Source organism: Bradyrhizobium sp. SZCCHNR1017 (assembly GCF_032381375.1).
Taxonomy (GTDB): Bacteria; Pseudomonadota; Alphaproteobacteria; order Rhizobiales; family Xanthobacteraceae; genus Bradyrhizobium.
In genome coordinates, this window is sequence record NZ_JAUHIR010000013.1 from 171492 (window position 1) to 187280 (window position 15789).

General features: G+C 66.4%; 15 protein-coding genes. 5 read left to right on the forward strand and 10 right to left on the reverse strand.

Annotation, left to right across the window (positions count from 1 at the left end; all coding sequences use genetic code 11):
- The first annotated feature begins 140 nt into the window (after window positions 1-140).
- Window positions 141-1805: an L-lactate permease gene (locus QW863_RS27520; protein ID WP_315716663.1), complete on the forward strand. Its 1665-nt coding sequence runs from the start codon at window positions 141-143 to the stop codon at window positions 1803-1805.
- A gap of 150 nt (window positions 1806-1955) precedes the next feature.
- Window positions 1956-2363: an META domain-containing protein gene (locus QW863_RS27525; protein ID WP_409977975.1), complete on the forward strand. Its 408-nt coding sequence runs from the start codon at window positions 1956-1958 to the stop codon at window positions 2361-2363.
- 251 nt (window positions 2364-2614) lie between these two features.
- Here QW863_RS27525 and QW863_RS27530 read toward each other — a convergent pair whose 3' ends face one another.
- From QW863_RS27530 to groES, 3 genes are all read right to left on the reverse strand, one after another.
- A complete protein-coding gene (locus QW863_RS27530) occupies window positions 2615-3805 on the reverse strand; it encodes a hypothetical protein (RefSeq protein WP_315716665.1) in 1191 nt (396 codons plus the stop codon).
- 140 nt (window positions 3806-3945) lie between these two features.
- A complete protein-coding gene (gene groL / locus QW863_RS27535; RefSeq protein WP_315716666.1) occupies window positions 3946-5589 on the reverse strand; it encodes a chaperonin GroEL in 1644 nt (547 codons plus the stop codon).
- A gap of 121 nt (window positions 5590-5710) precedes the next feature.
- Entirely contained in the window at window positions 5711-6007 is a 297-nt protein-coding gene (gene groES, locus QW863_RS27540) for a co-chaperone GroES (protein ID WP_008961387.1), read from the reverse strand.
- Window positions 6008-6337: 330 nt separating this feature from the next.
- Here groES and QW863_RS27545 point away from each other — a divergent pair, with 330 nt between their 5' ends.
- On the forward strand, window positions 6338-6847 hold the full coding sequence (locus QW863_RS27545; protein WP_315716667.1) for a hypothetical protein: 510 nt from the start codon (window positions 6338-6340) through the stop codon (window positions 6845-6847).
- A 115-nt stretch (window positions 6848-6962) separates the two neighbouring features.
- On the opposite strand, the gene QW863_RS27550 is transcribed toward QW863_RS27545, so the two are convergent.
- Window positions 6963-7742 (reverse strand): protein phosphatase CheZ, encoded by a 780-nt coding sequence (locus QW863_RS27550; protein ID WP_315716668.1) that lies wholly within the window; start codon window positions 7740-7742, stop codon window positions 6963-6965.
- A gap of 307 nt (window positions 7743-8049) precedes the next feature.
- Here QW863_RS27550 and QW863_RS27555 point away from each other — a divergent pair, with 307 nt between their 5' ends.
- Window positions 8050-8841: a L,D-transpeptidase gene (locus tag QW863_RS27555; RefSeq protein ID WP_315716669.1), complete on the forward strand. Its 792-nt coding sequence runs from the start codon at window positions 8050-8052 to the stop codon at window positions 8839-8841.
- A gap of 89 nt (window positions 8842-8930) precedes the next feature.
- On the opposite strand, the gene QW863_RS27560 is transcribed toward QW863_RS27555, so the two are convergent.
- The 6 genes from QW863_RS27560 to QW863_RS27585 all read right to left on the reverse strand — a co-directional run bounded on the left by QW863_RS27560 (window position 8931) and on the right by QW863_RS27585 (window position 14905).
- Complete coding sequence (locus tag QW863_RS27560) at window positions 8931-9734, reverse strand: DUF2076 domain-containing protein (protein WP_315716671.1); 804 nt, start codon at window positions 9732-9734, stop codon at window positions 8931-8933.
- A 211-nt stretch (window positions 9735-9945) separates the two neighbouring features.
- Complete coding sequence (locus tag QW863_RS27565; protein ID WP_315716672.1) at window positions 9946-10788, reverse strand: ChbG/HpnK family deacetylase; 843 nt, start codon at window positions 10786-10788, stop codon at window positions 9946-9948.
- A complete protein-coding gene (locus tag QW863_RS27570; RefSeq protein WP_315716673.1) occupies window positions 10785-11828 on the reverse strand; it encodes a glycosyltransferase family 2 protein in 1044 nt (347 codons plus the stop codon). The genes QW863_RS27565 and QW863_RS27570 overlap by 4 nt, the downstream gene beginning before the upstream one ends.
- A 70-nt stretch (window positions 11829-11898) precedes the next feature.
- Window positions 11899-12876, reverse strand: a complete 978-nt coding sequence (gene hisG / locus QW863_RS27575; RefSeq protein ID WP_315716674.1) for an ATP phosphoribosyltransferase — start codon at window positions 12874-12876, stop codon at window positions 11899-11901.
- Window positions 12873-14033, reverse strand: coding sequence for an ATP phosphoribosyltransferase regulatory subunit (locus tag QW863_RS27580; protein ID WP_315716675.1), 1161 nt, complete (start codon window positions 14031-14033; stop codon window positions 12873-12875). Before QW863_RS27580 ends, hisG begins: the two co-directional genes overlap by 4 nt.
- Before the next feature lie 119 nt (window positions 14034-14152).
- On the reverse strand, window positions 14153-14905 hold the full coding sequence (locus QW863_RS27585) for a 16S rRNA (uracil(1498)-N(3))-methyltransferase (protein ID WP_315716676.1): 753 nt from the start codon (window positions 14903-14905) through the stop codon (window positions 14153-14155).
- Window positions 14906-15113: 208 nt separating this feature from the next.
- On the opposite strand from QW863_RS27585, the gene QW863_RS27590 reads away from it, so the two are divergent.
- Window positions 15114-15548: a hypothetical protein gene (locus QW863_RS27590; protein WP_315716677.1), complete on the forward strand. Its 435-nt coding sequence runs from the start codon at window positions 15114-15116 to the stop codon at window positions 15546-15548.
- The last annotated feature ends 241 nt before the right edge of the window (window positions 15549-15789 follow it).

Below are 15789 nucleotides of genomic sequence, written 5' to 3' on the forward strand. Positions count from 1 at the left end.
GAATTTGAGCAGAGTTGGGCGTTGCCGGTTTTGTGATCTGCTTTTCCGACCTGTGCCAGGCTTGGGGGCCTGGGCGAGCAGACCTGATCCGTCCCGCCGGCCTCAGGTCCAACAACAAGAACGTGGGGGGAGAAGTCACGATGTGGAATCAAATCTACGACCCGTTGGGGAGCCCGGCGCTGTCGACGCTGGCCGCGGCCGTCCCGGTGGTGACGCTGCTGGTGCTGATCGCCAGTGGCAAGGTCAAGGCACACATCGCGGCGATCATCGCCGTGATCCTGACCAACCTGATCACGATCTTCGTCTTCACGATGCCGGCCAACATGTCGCTGCGCGCGACGTTTCTGGGCGTCATCACCGGGTTCTTTCCGATCGGCTGGATCGTCCTGAACGTCATCTTCCTCTACCAGGTCACGGTTTCCACCGGACGGTTCGAGCTTCTGAAGCGCGCCATCGGTGGCGTCACGGAGGACCGGCGGCTGCAACTGTTGCTGGTCGCCTTCTCCTTCGGCGCGTTCTTCGAGGGCGCGTCCGGCTTCGGCACCCCGGTGGCGATCACCGGTGCCGTGCTGATCGGTCTCGGCTTCTCGCCGCTCGCGGCCTCCGGCCTGTCGCTGATCGCCAACACCGCCCCGGTCGCCTATGGCGCGCTTGGCACGCCGATCCAGGGCCTCGCCTCGGTCACCGGTCTCGACCCTTACATCCTCGGCGCGATGGTCGGCCGGCAGCTGCCGGTGTTCTCGCTGATCGTGCCGTTCTGGGTGATCTGGGCGTTCGCGGGCTGGAAGGGCATGAAGGACATCTGGCCGGCGATCCTGGTCACCGGCGTCTCCTTCGCGGTGCCGCAATTCCTGATCTCGAACTACATCAATCCGTGGATCGTCGACATCGGCGCCTCGCTGATCTCGATGGGCGCGCTGATCCTGTTCCTCAAGGTCTGGCAGCCAAGGCAGCTGTGGCTGTCGCCAGCGTTGCGCGGGCGTGACGAATCGGCCGCCACGATGACGGCGGCGAAGCCGCTGGACCGCACGCCGCTGACGCAAGCCGAGCTCTGGGGCGCGCTGCTGCCCTGGATCATCGTCTGCGTCATCATGCTGATCTGGGGCAACGGCGCCTTCAAGGCCTGGGCGAACTCGATCTTCACCTGGAACTATCCGGTGCCCGAGCTCGACAAGCTGATCAACAAGATGCCGCCGGTGGCTGCGAAGCCGACGCCGGAAGGCGCGGTGTTCTCGTTCACCTACCTGACCTTCACCGGCACCGGCATGCTGATCGCCGCGATCATCTCCGGCTTCCTGATGGGTGTCGGACCGGGCAGACTGATCGCGGAATACGGCCGCACCATCCGTCTCTGCGCGATCTCGCTGATCACGATCTCGGCGATGCTCGCGATCGGCACGCTGACCCGGCTGTCCGGCGTCGATGCCACGCTCGGCTTGGCCTTCGCTGCGACAGGCGTGCTCTATCCGTTCTTCGGCACCTTGCTCGGCTGGTTGGGCGTGGCGCTGACGGGATCGGATACGGCCTCGAACGTGCTGTTCGGAAACCTGCAGAAGATCACCTCCGAGCAGCTCGGCCTGTCCCCTGTCCTGATGGCGGCCGCCAACTCCTCCGGCGGTGTCATGGGCAAGATGATCGATGCGCAGTCGATCGTCGTCGCCTCGACCGCCACCAACTGGTACGGCCACGAGAGCTCGATCCTGCGCTACGTCTTCCTGCATTCGATCGTGCTGGCCTGTCTGGTCGGCCTGTTCGTCACCTTGCAGGCCTATGTCTATCCGTTCACGGCGATGGTGCTGAAGTAGCAACACCGGCAGCGACAAAAGCCCCGCGCCGTAGCTGCGGCGCGGGGCTTGCTATGTTTGGAACACATTTGTGCGGGAGCCGGGCTGGCGGTCGCCGGGCCGATCGCTTAAGAGGCGAGCCCTGCACGTGATGATGTGTCGAGAGGAACGATGCGAGTAGTGAAGCGAGCTTGCGCCAAACTGGCTGCGGCCCTGTTGATGTCGGCCGTGCCCCTTGCCGCCGCCTCGGCGGAGGAATTTCCCTTCGGCATGGAGATGACGCTGGATGCGCTGCCGCAGCCGGGCTCGAAGCGGGTGCCGGATCTCGACATCGGCGACAACGGTGATGCTGTGCTCGAGCTGTGGTGCAAGGGCGGCAAGGGGCAGTTCTCGGTCGCCGGCAACACCATCGTGTTCATCGCCGGCAAGATCGAGGACCGCAACTGCCCGGCGGCGCGCGCGCAGGCCGACGACGAACTGATCGCGGCGCTGAGCGCGGTGACGAACTGGAAGCGTCAGGGCGACCTGATCATCTTCATCGGACCGAAGACGCTGCGCTTCCGGCTGAACACGAATTGAGTCGGGACGGTCGTTTCTAAATTCCCAGCCACACTGATCCAAGTGGAGCCCCGTCTTTCACCCTCCCCTGGAGGGGGAGGGTCGCCTCTCATGAGCGCAGCGAATGGGAGGCGGGGTGGGGTGATCTCTCCACGTGCACCGGTGCCCGCGGCGTCACCCTACCCCGCTCGCCCGCTTCGCGCGCGATCGACCCTCCCCCTCCAGGGGAGGGTGGCATCTGAGATCGCGGCGCCATGCCGTCATGGCTCGCCTTACTTCCAGACCGAGTTGTCCGCATCCCAGCGCTTGGCCTTGAAGGCCTTCGCCAGCTCGTCGATGGCGCCGCCATCATCCCGCGTGTCGCCTTCCTCGTCGCCCGAGGATTCGTCCGACAGGATCAGCTTGGCGCTCGAGGCCTCATCGATGGTGGTCGTCGTCGGGCTGCTGATCCAGAGCATCAGCGCGTCCGCGCCGCCCGGCTTGTCCGCCGAGACGAGGCCGGTGACCTCGATGACGTCGGTGAGCTCCAGGGCCGGCATCAGCTGGCTCGGCCGCTTCAACGTCAATTTCAGCTTGCCGCTGACCGGATTCCACGCCGCGCTCGTCGGCTTGGCATTGTAGGTCCTGGCCAGGACGTCGGAGATGGCGCCCGCCAGCTTGTCGCGGTTGATCTTGTCACCGTCGCGCCAGTCGGCCGCCGCAAAGCGGATGGTGCGGTCCATCTCGATGGTGCCTGCGGTCCAGCCGGCCGTCACGACGCCGTTCATGCTCCGCGCTTTCGCGATCAGCGCGCCGGCGCGGTCAGGGTCGACCGTCATGCTGATGGTCTGCTCGCCCGCGCGCAAGGCATCGCAGCTCACGATCAGGCTCGACAGCGAGACTTCGACGTTCTCGCCCTTCAAGCTCTTGAGGAAGTCGGTCACCGCGTCGAGCTTGAGCCGGACCGAGATCGCCTCGGGCGAGACGTCAGTGAAGTCCTTCGGCTGGGCGCTGATGCCGTCGTCGCTCGACTGGCTCTCCTGGAACTCCTTCTCGCTGACGTCGGAATTGTCGGTCGACGCCACCTCGGTGACGCTCTTGCCGATCGTGATCTGGCCGCGGAACTCGAACGTGTCGCCGGTCGGCTTGCGATTCAGCTTCACCGTGACCGGCTCCTTGGCGCCGTTGCTCTGGGTCGCGCCGGTCAAGGTCTGGCCATTGACGGTGAGGCTGACCACGAAGCGGTCCTTGCGATCCGAATTCTTTGCGACGGGATAGCAGACGTCGAGCGTGGCGGCGGTGACGGTCTTGCCCTGGCGCGTCTCCTTCAGGATCACGTCGGCATTGCCGTCCATCAGGCCGTCGATCGCGGTGAAATACCGAGTCTCGTTGGCGGGGGCCTTGGTCCCGCTCTTGCTCTGGGCCCAACCGAGTTCCGGCGCGGCCGCTGCAATCACGGCCAGCGCAAGCAAAATCGCGCGCATCTGAAAATCCTTGTGGGGGCAGAATCGGCTTTAAGCTGTAGCGCCGATTTGCGGTCGCTGCACCCCCGGTGCGGACACTCGGCCAAAAAGAAGGCCGCCCGGAGGCGGCCTTCCTGAATGTGAGATGTCGAAAGCAGGGCTCAGAAGCCCATGCCGCCCATGCCACCCATGCCGCCGCCGGCCGGCATCGCCGGAGCAGCATCCTTCGGCAGCTCGGCGACCATGGCCTCGGTGGTGACCAGGAGGCCTGCGACCGACGAGGCGTCCTGCAGCGCGGTGCGGACCACCTTGGCCGGGTCGATGATGCCCTTGGCGACCATATCGACATAATCCTCGGTCTGCGCGTCGAAGCCGAAGGTCTCGGACTTCTCGTCCAGGATCTTGCCGACCACGATCGAGCCTTCGACGCCGGCGTTCTCGGAGATCTGGCGAATCGGAGCCTCGAGCGCCTTCAGCACGATGTTGATGCCGGCCTGGACGTCCGAATTGGCGTTGGTGATGCGGCCGACCGCCTTCTTGGCGCGCAGCAGCGCCACGCCGCCGCCGGGGACGATGCCTTCCTGCACCGCAGCGCGGGTCGCGTTGAGGGCGTCCTCGACGCGGTCCTTCTTCTCCTTGACCTCGATCTCGGTCGCGCCGCCGACGCGGATCACCGCGACGCCGCCCGCGAGCTTGGCCAGACGCTCCTGCAGCTTCTCACGGTCGTAGTCCGAGGTGGTCTCCTCGATCTGCGCCTTGATCTGGCCGACGCGCGACTCGATGTCGGCCTTCTTGCCGGCGCCGTTGACGATCGTGGTGTTCTCCTTGTCAATCACGACCTTCTTGGCGCGGCCGAGCATCTTGATCGTGACGTTCTCGAGCTTCATGCCGAGATCTTCCGAGATCAGCTGACCGCCGGTCAGGATCGCGATGTCCTCGAGCATGGCCTTGCGGCGATCACCGAAGCCCGGCGCCTTGACGGCGGCGACCTTGAGGCCGCCGCGCAGGCGGTTGACGACCAGCGTCGCCAGCGCTTCGCCCTCGACGTCCTCGGCGATGATCAGCAGCGGGCGGCCCGACTGCACCACGGCTTCGAGCACCGGCAGCATGGCCTGCAGGCCCGACAGCTTCTTCTCGTGCAGGAGCACGTAGACGTCGTCCAGCTCGGCGGTCATCTTCTCGGCATTGGTGACGAAGTAGGGCGAGAGATAGCCCCGGTCGAACTTCATGCCTTCGACGATGTCGACCTCGGTATCGAGCGACTTGTTCTCCTCGACCGTGATGACGCCCTCGTTGCCGACCTTCTGCATCGCCTGGGCGATCATCTTGCCGATCGCGGCGTCGCCGTTGGCGGAGATGGTGCCGACCTGGGCGACCTCGGAGGACGAGGCGACCGGCTTGGCGCGCTTCTCGATGTCCTTGATCACGGCGGCCACCGCGATGTCGATGCCGCGCTTGAGGTCCATCGGGTTCATGCCGGCGGCAACCGCCTTGGCGCCCTCGCGCACGATGGCCTGGGCCAGCACGGTCGCGGTGGTGGTGCCGTCACCGGCGGTGTCGTTGGTCTTGGAGGCGACCTCGCGCAGCATCTGCGCGCCCATGTTCTCGAACTTGTCCTCCAGCTCGATCTCCTTGGCGACGGTGACGCCGTCCTTGGTGATGCGCGGAGCGCCGAAGCTCTTCTCGATGACGACATTGCGGCCCTTCGGGCCGAGCGTCACCTTGACGGCGTTGGCGAGAATGTCGACGCCGCGCAGCATGCGGTCGCGTGCGTCGCCGGCGAATTTGACGTCCTTGGCTGCCATTTCAAAATTCTCCTGGAGTAGACCTCGACGGCGAGGGGCGTGATCGCCCGTCTGTCGCCGGAACGAGGTTGCAGAGCATTTTCGCCCGGGGCGGCTGATCGCCGCCCCCGACAGGTCGGGATCAGGCGACGACGCCCATGATGTCGGACTCCTTCATGATCAGGAGTTCCTCGCCGTCCAGCTTGACCTCGGTGCCGGACCACTTGCCGAACAGCACGCGGTCGCCGACCTTGACGTCGATCGGGATCAGCTTGCCGCTCTCGTCGCGGCCGCCCGGGCCGACGGCGACGACTTCGCCCTGCGAGGGCTTTTCCTTGGCGCTGTCGGGAATGATGATGCCGCCCTTGGTCTTCTCTTCGGCGTCGATGCGCTTAACCACGACGCGGTCGTGCAGGGGACGAAACTTCGATTTGGCCATGACGGATCCCTTTTGGGGTGCTTGGATAAGTGTTGCTGTCGGAGGAAATCTGAATGCGGCCACATTGAACGCCCACTTGGCGCCAACTGGCTCGCAGCCTTAGCAATCCCGCCCTCCGAGTGCTAAAGACCGCCCGGGGAAATATGGCTTGCGGCTGTTCCTGTCAAGCAACGGCCAGCCGTTAAGCCGTTCTTGAGGCTGTTAGGGGATGTTGTCCCGGGCCAGACATGTTAGTGGAGCGGCGTCGTCATCCGACGTCATTGCTCTGACGAGCGTTTTGCGCTTGGTTGCCGGACGGGGCAGCCATGATCTTGTTCCTAAGGGGATGCCATGACGAGTTCACGGTGCGCGCGGCCGGTTGCCAATCTCGCGATCGCGTCAGCGCTCACGATGCTTCTGGGAGCGTGCACGGGCTTCAGCCTGTCGCCATCGACCCCCATGCAGCAGACCGAGGCGCCGGTCGAGCCCGAGGTGCCGGCCACGATTCGCGCCGAGGATCTCGTGGGCAAATGGGGGCTTGCCGCCTACAACAACCCGAATGACCGCCCGCGCACCGAAAAGATGGCTTTGGCGCAGTGCAAACAGCCCTACGTCATCGGGGCAGGCACGTCCGGTGGTGTCGTGATGCACCTGGCCGACCAGGCGACTCCCCAGGAACTGCGCTTGAAGGGATCGGCCAGCGGCAAGAACTACATCGGCCCGGCCGGACCGCCCGGCGGCGAGCAGGACCGCGAGGTCGTCTCCTTCGACGGCCGTGTGCTGATCACCCGCTTCGTCGACAAGGATGCGGCGACCCGTTACCAGACGATGGTCTACGTCCGCTGCGGACCGCGCGCCTGAGATCCGGGCGAACATCCCGCAAAGGTCGAGAGTCGAACGAAAAACGCCGGCGATAGCGCCGGCGTTCCTGTATGGTGACGTTGCCTGGAGCGGTCGCTGGGACTGGCCGACGAGGTCAGTTGAACATCGCGTCGATGTCGTCCTGCGAAGCGTGGCCGACGTCGCCTTCCGCCTTCGGGCCGTTCAGCAGCCGGGCGTCGCCCTCGCGGTGGTCGACGATCGGCGGCGTATGCGCCTTGATGGCGTCGACGCCGCCCCAGATGTCCATCATCACCACGATGTGGTGCTCGATGAACTTCATCGTGGTCATGACCTTGTTGATGCGCTGACCGGTCAGGTCCTGGAAGTTGCAGGCCTCGAAGATCGAGACCACGCGCTCCTGGATCTCTTCGCTCAGGATCTTCTGCTGGTCGGCCGAGTCCACCTTGGAGAGCGCGCTGGCGGCCTGGTCGATCGCCTCCGCGGCTTCGAGGATCTGCTGCGTCGCCTGCTCGGTGCCGCCGACGACCGCGCCGAGCTCGCCGTTGACCTTGGCCATCTCCTCGCCGTTGAAGCTCTTGGCATGGAGGGTCGCGATCTCGCCCTTGGTGCGGTTGATCGCGTCGTGGATCAGGTCGAGCTCGACCTTGAGCTTTTCGCACTGCTCGATCTGGGCGCGATAGGTCTCGAGCAGCGCGCGCGCTTCGGCGACCTCGCGTGCGGCGGACTCTTCGATGGCGGCGTTCGCCGTGTTGCTGCCGCCGCTGCGGATTGCATTGGCCATCTGGGAGCGGATCGCGCGCAGCTCGTCCATGATTTCCTTGTGGTTGGGGCCGATCTCGCCGCCCACGAATTCAGGCTCCGGCATATGGCCGACGATTGCTTCTTCGATACGGAAACGCTTGCGAACAGCCATGATAGTATCCCTGACCTTTTGCTCGGATCAGTTCTACGCAGAGGCTATTTAACATCGCGTTCACGCCAGGAACCGCCGTTGGGCAACGCTGGCGTGCATCGTGCGTCAACTATTAACCATGCTCCGCCGGCCTTCACGCAAAATAAACGCTAGCGATCAAAACCGCCGACGTATGCAGCGATGGTGAATCCCGGCGCCTCCCGCGTTTACCAAAGCGATCGGGTTTTGCTCTTTATTGACGATACGCGGCGGCGTTGCCGCCTCGCGCGACGAACAGTCTCCAGACGAAACAGTACAGAGTACGTCGATGTTCAAATCATTCTCCATAGCGCTGCTGGCCGGCGCATGCGCATTCCATTCAGGTCTGGATCGGGCTGCGGCTCAGGGATTTCAGCAGCCGACCGTGATTTACAGCGGGCCGCCGCAGCAGTCCGCGCCGGTGCGCACCGCCTATGTCGAACGCTCGCGCATGGGTGGCGGCTTCATCGAATTCCTGTTCGGGGATCCGCAAGGCGGCCGCGGCGCGCCTCCGCCGGGACAGCCGATGTACCAGCAGCAGCCGTCCTACTACGAGCCGCAGCGGCTGGCGCCGGGCATGGTCCCGCAGCAGGGCGTACCGGATGAGGAGGCCTATGAGCAGACGCAGCGGCCGCTCGATCCGAAATACGAGAAACAGATCGTTGACTACGACGGCAAAGAACGGCCGGGCACGATCGTCATCGATACGCCGAACAAGTTCCTCTATCTGGTTCAGGGCGAGGGCAGGGCGCTCCGCTATGGCATCGGCGTCGGCCGCCCCGGCTTCACCTGGTCGGGCGTGAAGACGATCTCGGCCAAGCGCGAATGGCCGGACTGGACGCCGCCGCCGGAAATGCTCGCGCGCCGGCCCGACCTGCCGCGGCACATGGAGGGCGGACCGCAGAACCCGCTCGGCGCACGCGCGATGTATCTCGGCTCGTCGCTGTATCGGATCCACGGTTCGAACGAGCCATGGACGATCGGCACCAACGTTTCGTCAGGCTGTATCCGGATGCGCAACGAGGATGTCATCGACCTCTATGGCCGCGTGAACGTCGGTGCTCGGGTCATCGTCCTCTGACGACCGCCGCTGCACGACATCCGCAACTGAAAAAGGCCGCCCGTGGGGGCGGCCTTTCGCATTCTTCAGTTCGCTGCGACCCGGAAGCATCAAGCGTAGTCGCTGCCACCGTCGTCGTCGCCATAGCCGTCATCGGCATCGAAGTCGGCCGCGTCGTTGTCATTGCCGCTGTCGTCATAGTTCGCCTGGTCGAACAGGCCGGCACGGCCGCCGTCGCCGCCCGAACGGCCGATGTCGTCGAGACCGGCGTCGCGCGCCAGCGAGCCGCTGGACTGGTCGCCGCTCCACGGGCCGGCACCACCGCCGCGCTCCTCGATGATCGTGGTGTCACCGAACGCCTGATGCGACCCGCCGCCCATCATCGAGCGGATGCCGCCGAGCAGCAGCGAGCCGCCGACCATGCCCGCCGCAGCGGCCGCCGCCGTGCCGAGGAACGAGCCGCCTCCACCGCCGAACATGCCGCCACGCGGCTGGCCGAAGCCGCCCTGATCGTAAGGGCCGGGCTGACCGGGATAGCCGGGCTGGCCCTGGTAGCCCGGGGGCATCGCCTGACCGCTGTTCCAGACCGGTCGGCTCTGCGACGGCGGCGGCACGTTGGGGACCGAACCGCGGCTGCCCGAGCCGAAGATGCTGTCGCGCATCGAATCGAGGAAGCCGCCGGACTGGGCCTGCTGCGGGGCCTGGGCGTGCTGCAGCTCCTCGATGCGGGCATTGGCGCGCTTCAAGGCTTCGTCCTGCACCAGCACCGTCTGCACCAGCGCGTAGACGGCATTGGGAGCACGCTGCAGCGCCTGGGCGATGGCGGCGGCGGCCTCCGGATCACGCGGTGCACTCTCCAACTTGGCAAGCCGGTCGAACAGATCGTCGATGAGTTGGCGTTCTTGCGGTGTCATGTCGTTCTCCTGCCGCTTGCCTTGTTCCGGCCAAGCGCGGCCAAGATTTAGGGGGACTTTGTGGCCCGGCCAGCCGGGGCGCGGATTAAATTTCCGTATGCGACACAGCGTCTCTCGGGCTTGCGCAGCGCTTTGGACCTCGATGTTGCCCGCACTACAGGAGGAACGCAGCCGGGCGGCCTTTTGTTCGTCGCAGACCCGCAAGATCCGTTCAGGCCAGCGTCATCCGCCGGCGGTCGAGCAGCGCTGGAAAATGCTCGCCGGCGAGATAGGCGTGCTCATGCTCGCGCTGGACGGTCAAGGGATCGAGCTCGATCAGGACGTCGTCGACGAAGCCGGGGTGGCACATCACCAGCCCGTCCTCGGGCAGCTCCTCCAGGAAGCCGTCCATCAACGTGGCGAAATCCGAGGTCTTGCTGAAGTCGTAGGCGCCGGCGAAGGCAGGATTGAAGGCGATCTCGGCCCGCTTGGCATGACGGCGGAATTGGGCGCTCAGGACGTCCAGCAGCAGCGCCTTCGGTGCCGTCAGCCGCTGCATCAGCGGCACGTTCCGCCCCCCCTGACGCACCCAGGCCGCCGGCGCGGCTTCCTTGACCGCGGCGAGGAAGCCCTCGCGCACCTGCGGGTAGAGCTGGGCATGCTGATGGCCGTCGACGAAATCCGGGGCGCGGCCGAACAGCTCGCCGAACGCCGCAAGCTGCACCAGCACCTCGGCGCGGATCAGCTCGGGATCGAGCCGGCGGGACATTCCGGCGCGCAGCAGCTTGGGAAAGGGCAGGAACATGCCGCCCTCCGACGGGCGGAAGTGCATGGTGAGGGGCCGGAATGGCGCGGTCAGCGTGACATGCAGGCCGATGGCGCAGCGCGGGCTGTCGGACGCGACCTTGGTCAGCTCCGTCACCTCGTCGCGCCCGATCGCGGCGCCCACGGTCATCACCGAAGTAGCGTTCAGCCGACCGCGCGCGATCAGGTCGCGGATGGCGCTGTTGACCCCGGGGCTGATGCCATAGTCATCGGCGCACAGCCAGATGCGCCGGTGCGGCGTGGCGCTCATTCGGCGGCGTTCCTCTCGGCGCCGTCGCTCCGTGCATCGAGCGCTGCACGCTTCTCGCTGTGCTCGGCGACGAAGTAGATCGGACGCGCCTTCAGCTCGGACAGGATCTTGCCGATATACTCGCCCATGATGCCGATCATGATCAGCTGCACGCCGCCGATCGTCATCAGGCCGACCATCAGCGAGGGATAGCCAGGCACCGATTTGCCGGTTGTGAAAGTCTCCCAGAGGATCGAGAGGCCGAACAGGAACGCGGCCGAGGCCAGCAGGATTCCGAGCAGACTGGCGAAGCGCAAGGGCGCGACCGAGAACGAGGTGAGACCTTCGATCGACAGGCCTAGCAGGCCGGTCAGGTTGAAGGTCGTGACGCCATGGGCGCGGGCCGCTGGCTCGTAGTCGACGCGGATCTGACGGAAGCCGATCCAGCTCGCCAGGCCCTTGAAGAAGCGGTTGCGCTCGGGCAGCTGCCGTAGCGCGGCCACCGCGCGCGGCGAGAGCAGGCGGAAGTCGCCGGCATCCTCCGGAATCTTCTGCCGCGCCCCCCAGTTGATGAGCGCGTAGAAGCCGTGAACGGCGACCCGGCGCAGGAACGGCTCGTTGTCGCGATGCGCCTTGGCGGTATAGACGACGTCGTAGCCGTCCTTGATCCAGTGCGTGACGAGTTGCTCGACCAGGGCCGGCGGATGCTGGCCGTCGCCGTCCATGAACAGCACCGCGCCGCGCCGGGCATGATCGAGGCCGGCCATCAGCGCGGCCTCCTTGCCGAAATTGCGCGACAGCGACACGACCTGCACATCGAGCGCATCGGCCTGCAGGGTGCGGGCAATCGCGAGCGTGTTGTCGCGGCTGCCATCGTCGACATAAACGAGCTCACAGGCGAGACCGAAGCGCTGACGCAGGGTGCGTGCGAGATTGTTCAGCCGCTCGTGCAGCGCCGTCAGTCCCGCGCCCTCGTTATAGACGGGGATAACGATCGACAGCCCCTGCGACGCGGCGTCGGCCGCGGTCGTGGTCAGGTCGGACACGTCAGTTCCCAGCATCGCTCAGAGTCCTCGTTCTCCTACCAACATATGGTAGTCGCGCTCACCTGTCGCTACGATGAACGGCGATTTATGATCGCAGGAAGGCCTCGAGGCGGGCAAACAGCGGATTCTCGCGGTCGAGCACGTAGTCGAGCGAGGCGACCGAGACGGTCTCGGCACCATGCGTGCGCAGAAAGCTGCCGAGCGCGTAGATCTGCGCCGGCGGGCAGTGCAGGGTGAGCATGCCGGACGAGGTCGGGCCGCCGAACGGCGCCACGACGCCGAAACGGTTGTGCGCCTCGGTCAGCATTGCTGCGTCGCACCCTTTGAAGCGGGTGCGGACCTCGCGGTATTTGCTGGCGCGGGCGCGGGCATGGATGTGGTCGAGAATGATCCGGGCGCTCTCGCGCGGACCCTCCGACCACTCGGCGTCGCGCGAGGCGACCAGGTTGGCCTGGCTGCGCAGGATCACGCCGTCGTCCAGCACCTTCAGCCCGTTGGCGGCGAGCGTCGAGCCGGTGCTGGTGATGTCGACGATCAGCTCGGCCGTGCCGACCGCGGGCGCGCCCTCGGTGGCGCCGGCGCTCTCGACGATGCGGTAATCGACGATGCCGTGGGCGGCGAAGAAGCTGCGCGTCAGGTTGATGTACTTGGTGGCGACGCGCATCCGGCGATTGTGCTGGGCGCGAAAACCGGTGGTGACGTCGTCGAGATCGGCCATGGTCCGAACGTCGATCCAGGCCTGCGGCACCGCGACGACCACGTTGGCGCCGCCGAAGCCGAGCGTATCGATCAGCAGCACGCGCTTGTCGGCATCGGTGATGCTCTCGCGCACGAGGTCCTCGCCGGTGACGCCGAGATGCACGCTGCCGCGCGCCAGTTGCGAGGCGATCTCACTCGCAGAGAGATAGGCGATCTCGACATTGTCGAGACCTGCGATGGTGCCGCGATAGTCGCGCGCGCCGCCGGGCTTGGACAGGTTCAGCCCGGCGCGGCCGAAGAAGGCTTCGGCATTCTCCTGCAGACGTCCCTTGGAGGGAACGGCGAGGACGAGGGGGCCGCTCATGATGCTCTCCCGACCGGGGACTTGCCCACGGCGCTGCTCTGGGCCAGGCGCTCGATCCAGATCGAGAAGCCGACGGCCGGAATCGACTCGGCGGCGCCGAGCTGGCTCAGCAGGCCGTCATAACGGCCGCCGGCGACCAGCGGCTCGTCGCCATTGTCAGGATGATGCAGCTCGAACTCGAAACCGGTGTAGTAGTCGAGGCCGCGGCCGAACGACGTGGCGAAGCGCACCTTGGCGATGTCGATGCCGCGCTGGGCCATGAAGCCGGCGCGGGCCTCCAGCGCGTCGATCGCGGCCGAGATGTCGAGCTTGGCATCGGCGGCGAGGGCGCGAAGCTGCTGGACGGCTTCGGTCGGGCTGCCGCTGATGGCGAGGAAGCGCTTGATGCGGTCCAGCGCGTCACGCGGCAGCGCCCCGCTCTTGAGGGTGGACTGCTCGAGGAAGCGGTCGGCGATCTCCGCCACCGTGCGGCCGCCGACGGCGGTTGCGCCGGCAATCGACATCAGGTCGGTGACCAGAGCGAGCGCCGCCTTGCGGTCGGAGCCGGCCAGAGCGGCGAGCACGCCCTCATACTCGTTGCGCGGTGCCACCGAAGCGATTGCCAGCCGCTCGAGGTCCTGCGCCAGGGTGCGCTTGCGGTTGAAGTCCTTGATCAGCCGCCGCCGCCAGACCGGATAGAGATCGAGGGCGTCGATCAAGGCCGTGAACAGCGCGACGTCGCCGGTGCGGATATCCACCGCGGCAAGGCCGGCGGCGGCGGTCGCCTCGATCGCCAGCGCCAGCATCTCGGCATCGGCAGCGGGCCGGTCCTGGCGGCCGAACGATTCGATCCCGGCCTGCAGGAACTCGCTCGGGCGGCCCTCACGGTAGCGAAATACTGGACCAAGGTAGCTGAAGCCGGCCGGCTGCCCGGCGCGGGCCGAGGCGAGGTAGTCACGGGCGACGGGAATGGTCAGGTCGGGGCGCAGGCACAGCTCTTCGCCAGCGGCGTCGCTGGTCAGATAGAGGCTCTTGCGGATGTCCTCCCCGGAGAGGTCGAGGAACGGCTCGGCCGGCTGCAGGATCGCCGGCTCGGCTCGCTCATAGCCGGCCTGGGCGAAGGATTGCAGCAGCGTGTCCGCCCACGCGGCGGGTCCGGTCGGAGCGGGTCCGGTCATGTCGATTCGAGTTCCAAAGTGGCTTGGGCGCCCGCTGGAAGCGGCGGCTGCCCCTTAGCATGGCCGTTTGACGGTTTCGACTGGGAATGGCCGCGGCGCGCCACAATTGGTCGGATGCCTTAACCGCGGGCTCCGGCCCAGTCTCCGAGCGTCGCCTGAATTACGGCGAGGGCGGCAACGCCGGCCGTATCCGCGCGCAGGATGCGTGGGCCCAGGGGCAACCTGATCACATGCGGCTGGCGCAGCAGCAGCGTCCGTTCATCGTCGGCGAAACCGCCCTCCGGTCCGATCAGCAGGTCGATGCCGGCCGCATTCTGGCCGCCGCGCAGGGCCTGCAGCGGATCGGCCAGTTCGGCCGCCTCGTCGCAGAACACCAGCAGCCGCTCGGGTTGCCGCTGCGCGAGGAAGCGCTCCAGCGGCACCGGGTCCTTGACGTCGGCGAGGCTGAGGATGCCGCATTGTTCGGCGGCCTCGACCACGTTGGCGCGCATGCGCTCGCTATTCACGCGCGACACCTGGGTGCGACGGGTGATCACCGGCTCCAGCCGCGCGGCGCCCATCTCGACCGCCTTCTGCACCATGTAGTCCAGCCGCGCGTGCTTGAGCGGTGCGAAGACGTAGGCGATGTCCGGCAGGTGATCCTGCGGCCGGCTCTGCTGCTGGATCGTCAGGCCATCTGGCCGCTTGCGGCCCTCGATCACGGCCCGCCATTCGCCGTCGCGGCCGTTGAAGGCCAGCACGTGATCGCCGGCGCCAAGGCGCAGGACGTTGCCGAGATAATTTCCCTGGTTGCGGTCGAGCGCGACCGAGCCTCCCTCCTGCAGGGGCGCGTCGACGAACAGGCGCGGGGCGTTGAAGTCGTATGCGGGCATGGAGCGAAGCGGAGCCGATGATGGACGTTGCTTACCGGACCCACGCGCCAGCCGCAAAGCCGGAAGGGCCGTCACGTGGTGTTGTATCGGACATCGGCGATGGCGCCTTTCGGCCGTGCTGTCGACAGATTTTACCGTTTCGATCGCGCCGGTCGTCCCCCGGGACGGACATCCGACGATTCCGTAAGCCTCGATGCGGAGAACGGCCTTGATCTTGAGACATTCGACTTCGGCGCTTGCGATCTGGGCGCTGGTCGCGATCATCGCGGTGATGGTCGCCGCGCCGTCCCGGGCCGATGACAAGGCGGTCGCCGCGCCGCCGCAACGGGCGGCCCCCGCGGTTCCGGGCGGTGCCGGCGTGGCTGGCTTTCGCCCGCCCGAGACCTGCCTGAAGGAGTTCACCCCGCTGCGGGACGAGACCGCCCGCCGGGCCAAGCTGCTCAAGGCGGCGACCGAGCGGCGCTTTGCGCCCGGCGAGGCCTGTCAGCTGGTGCATGACTACGAGCTCGCCCAGACCAAGATGATCGACTACGCGGTCGCGCATGCCTCGCTATGTGGAATCCCCGCCAAGATCACCGATCAGCTGAAGGCGAATCACGAAAACACCCTGGCCGTGATGCGCAAGGTGTGCACGGCGACGTGAACCGTCCCGCCGGCCGCCGAACTGGCGACTCCGGCTTGACCAGGTGGGCGAGGGCGCGGAGTGAACGGATTTTTGGGCTCCGACGTTCGGGAAGGGCCTCGTTTTGGGCCTCCGCGCCGGTTGGAACCCGGCTGCGTCTCTGCGCCGCGGATGTGATCAAATCCGCGGTTGTGCTGGACGGGCGAGAATCGTAAAAGCCCCGGATCGGATCGTGCTTTCATCCGGAAGTGTTGAGGATTCT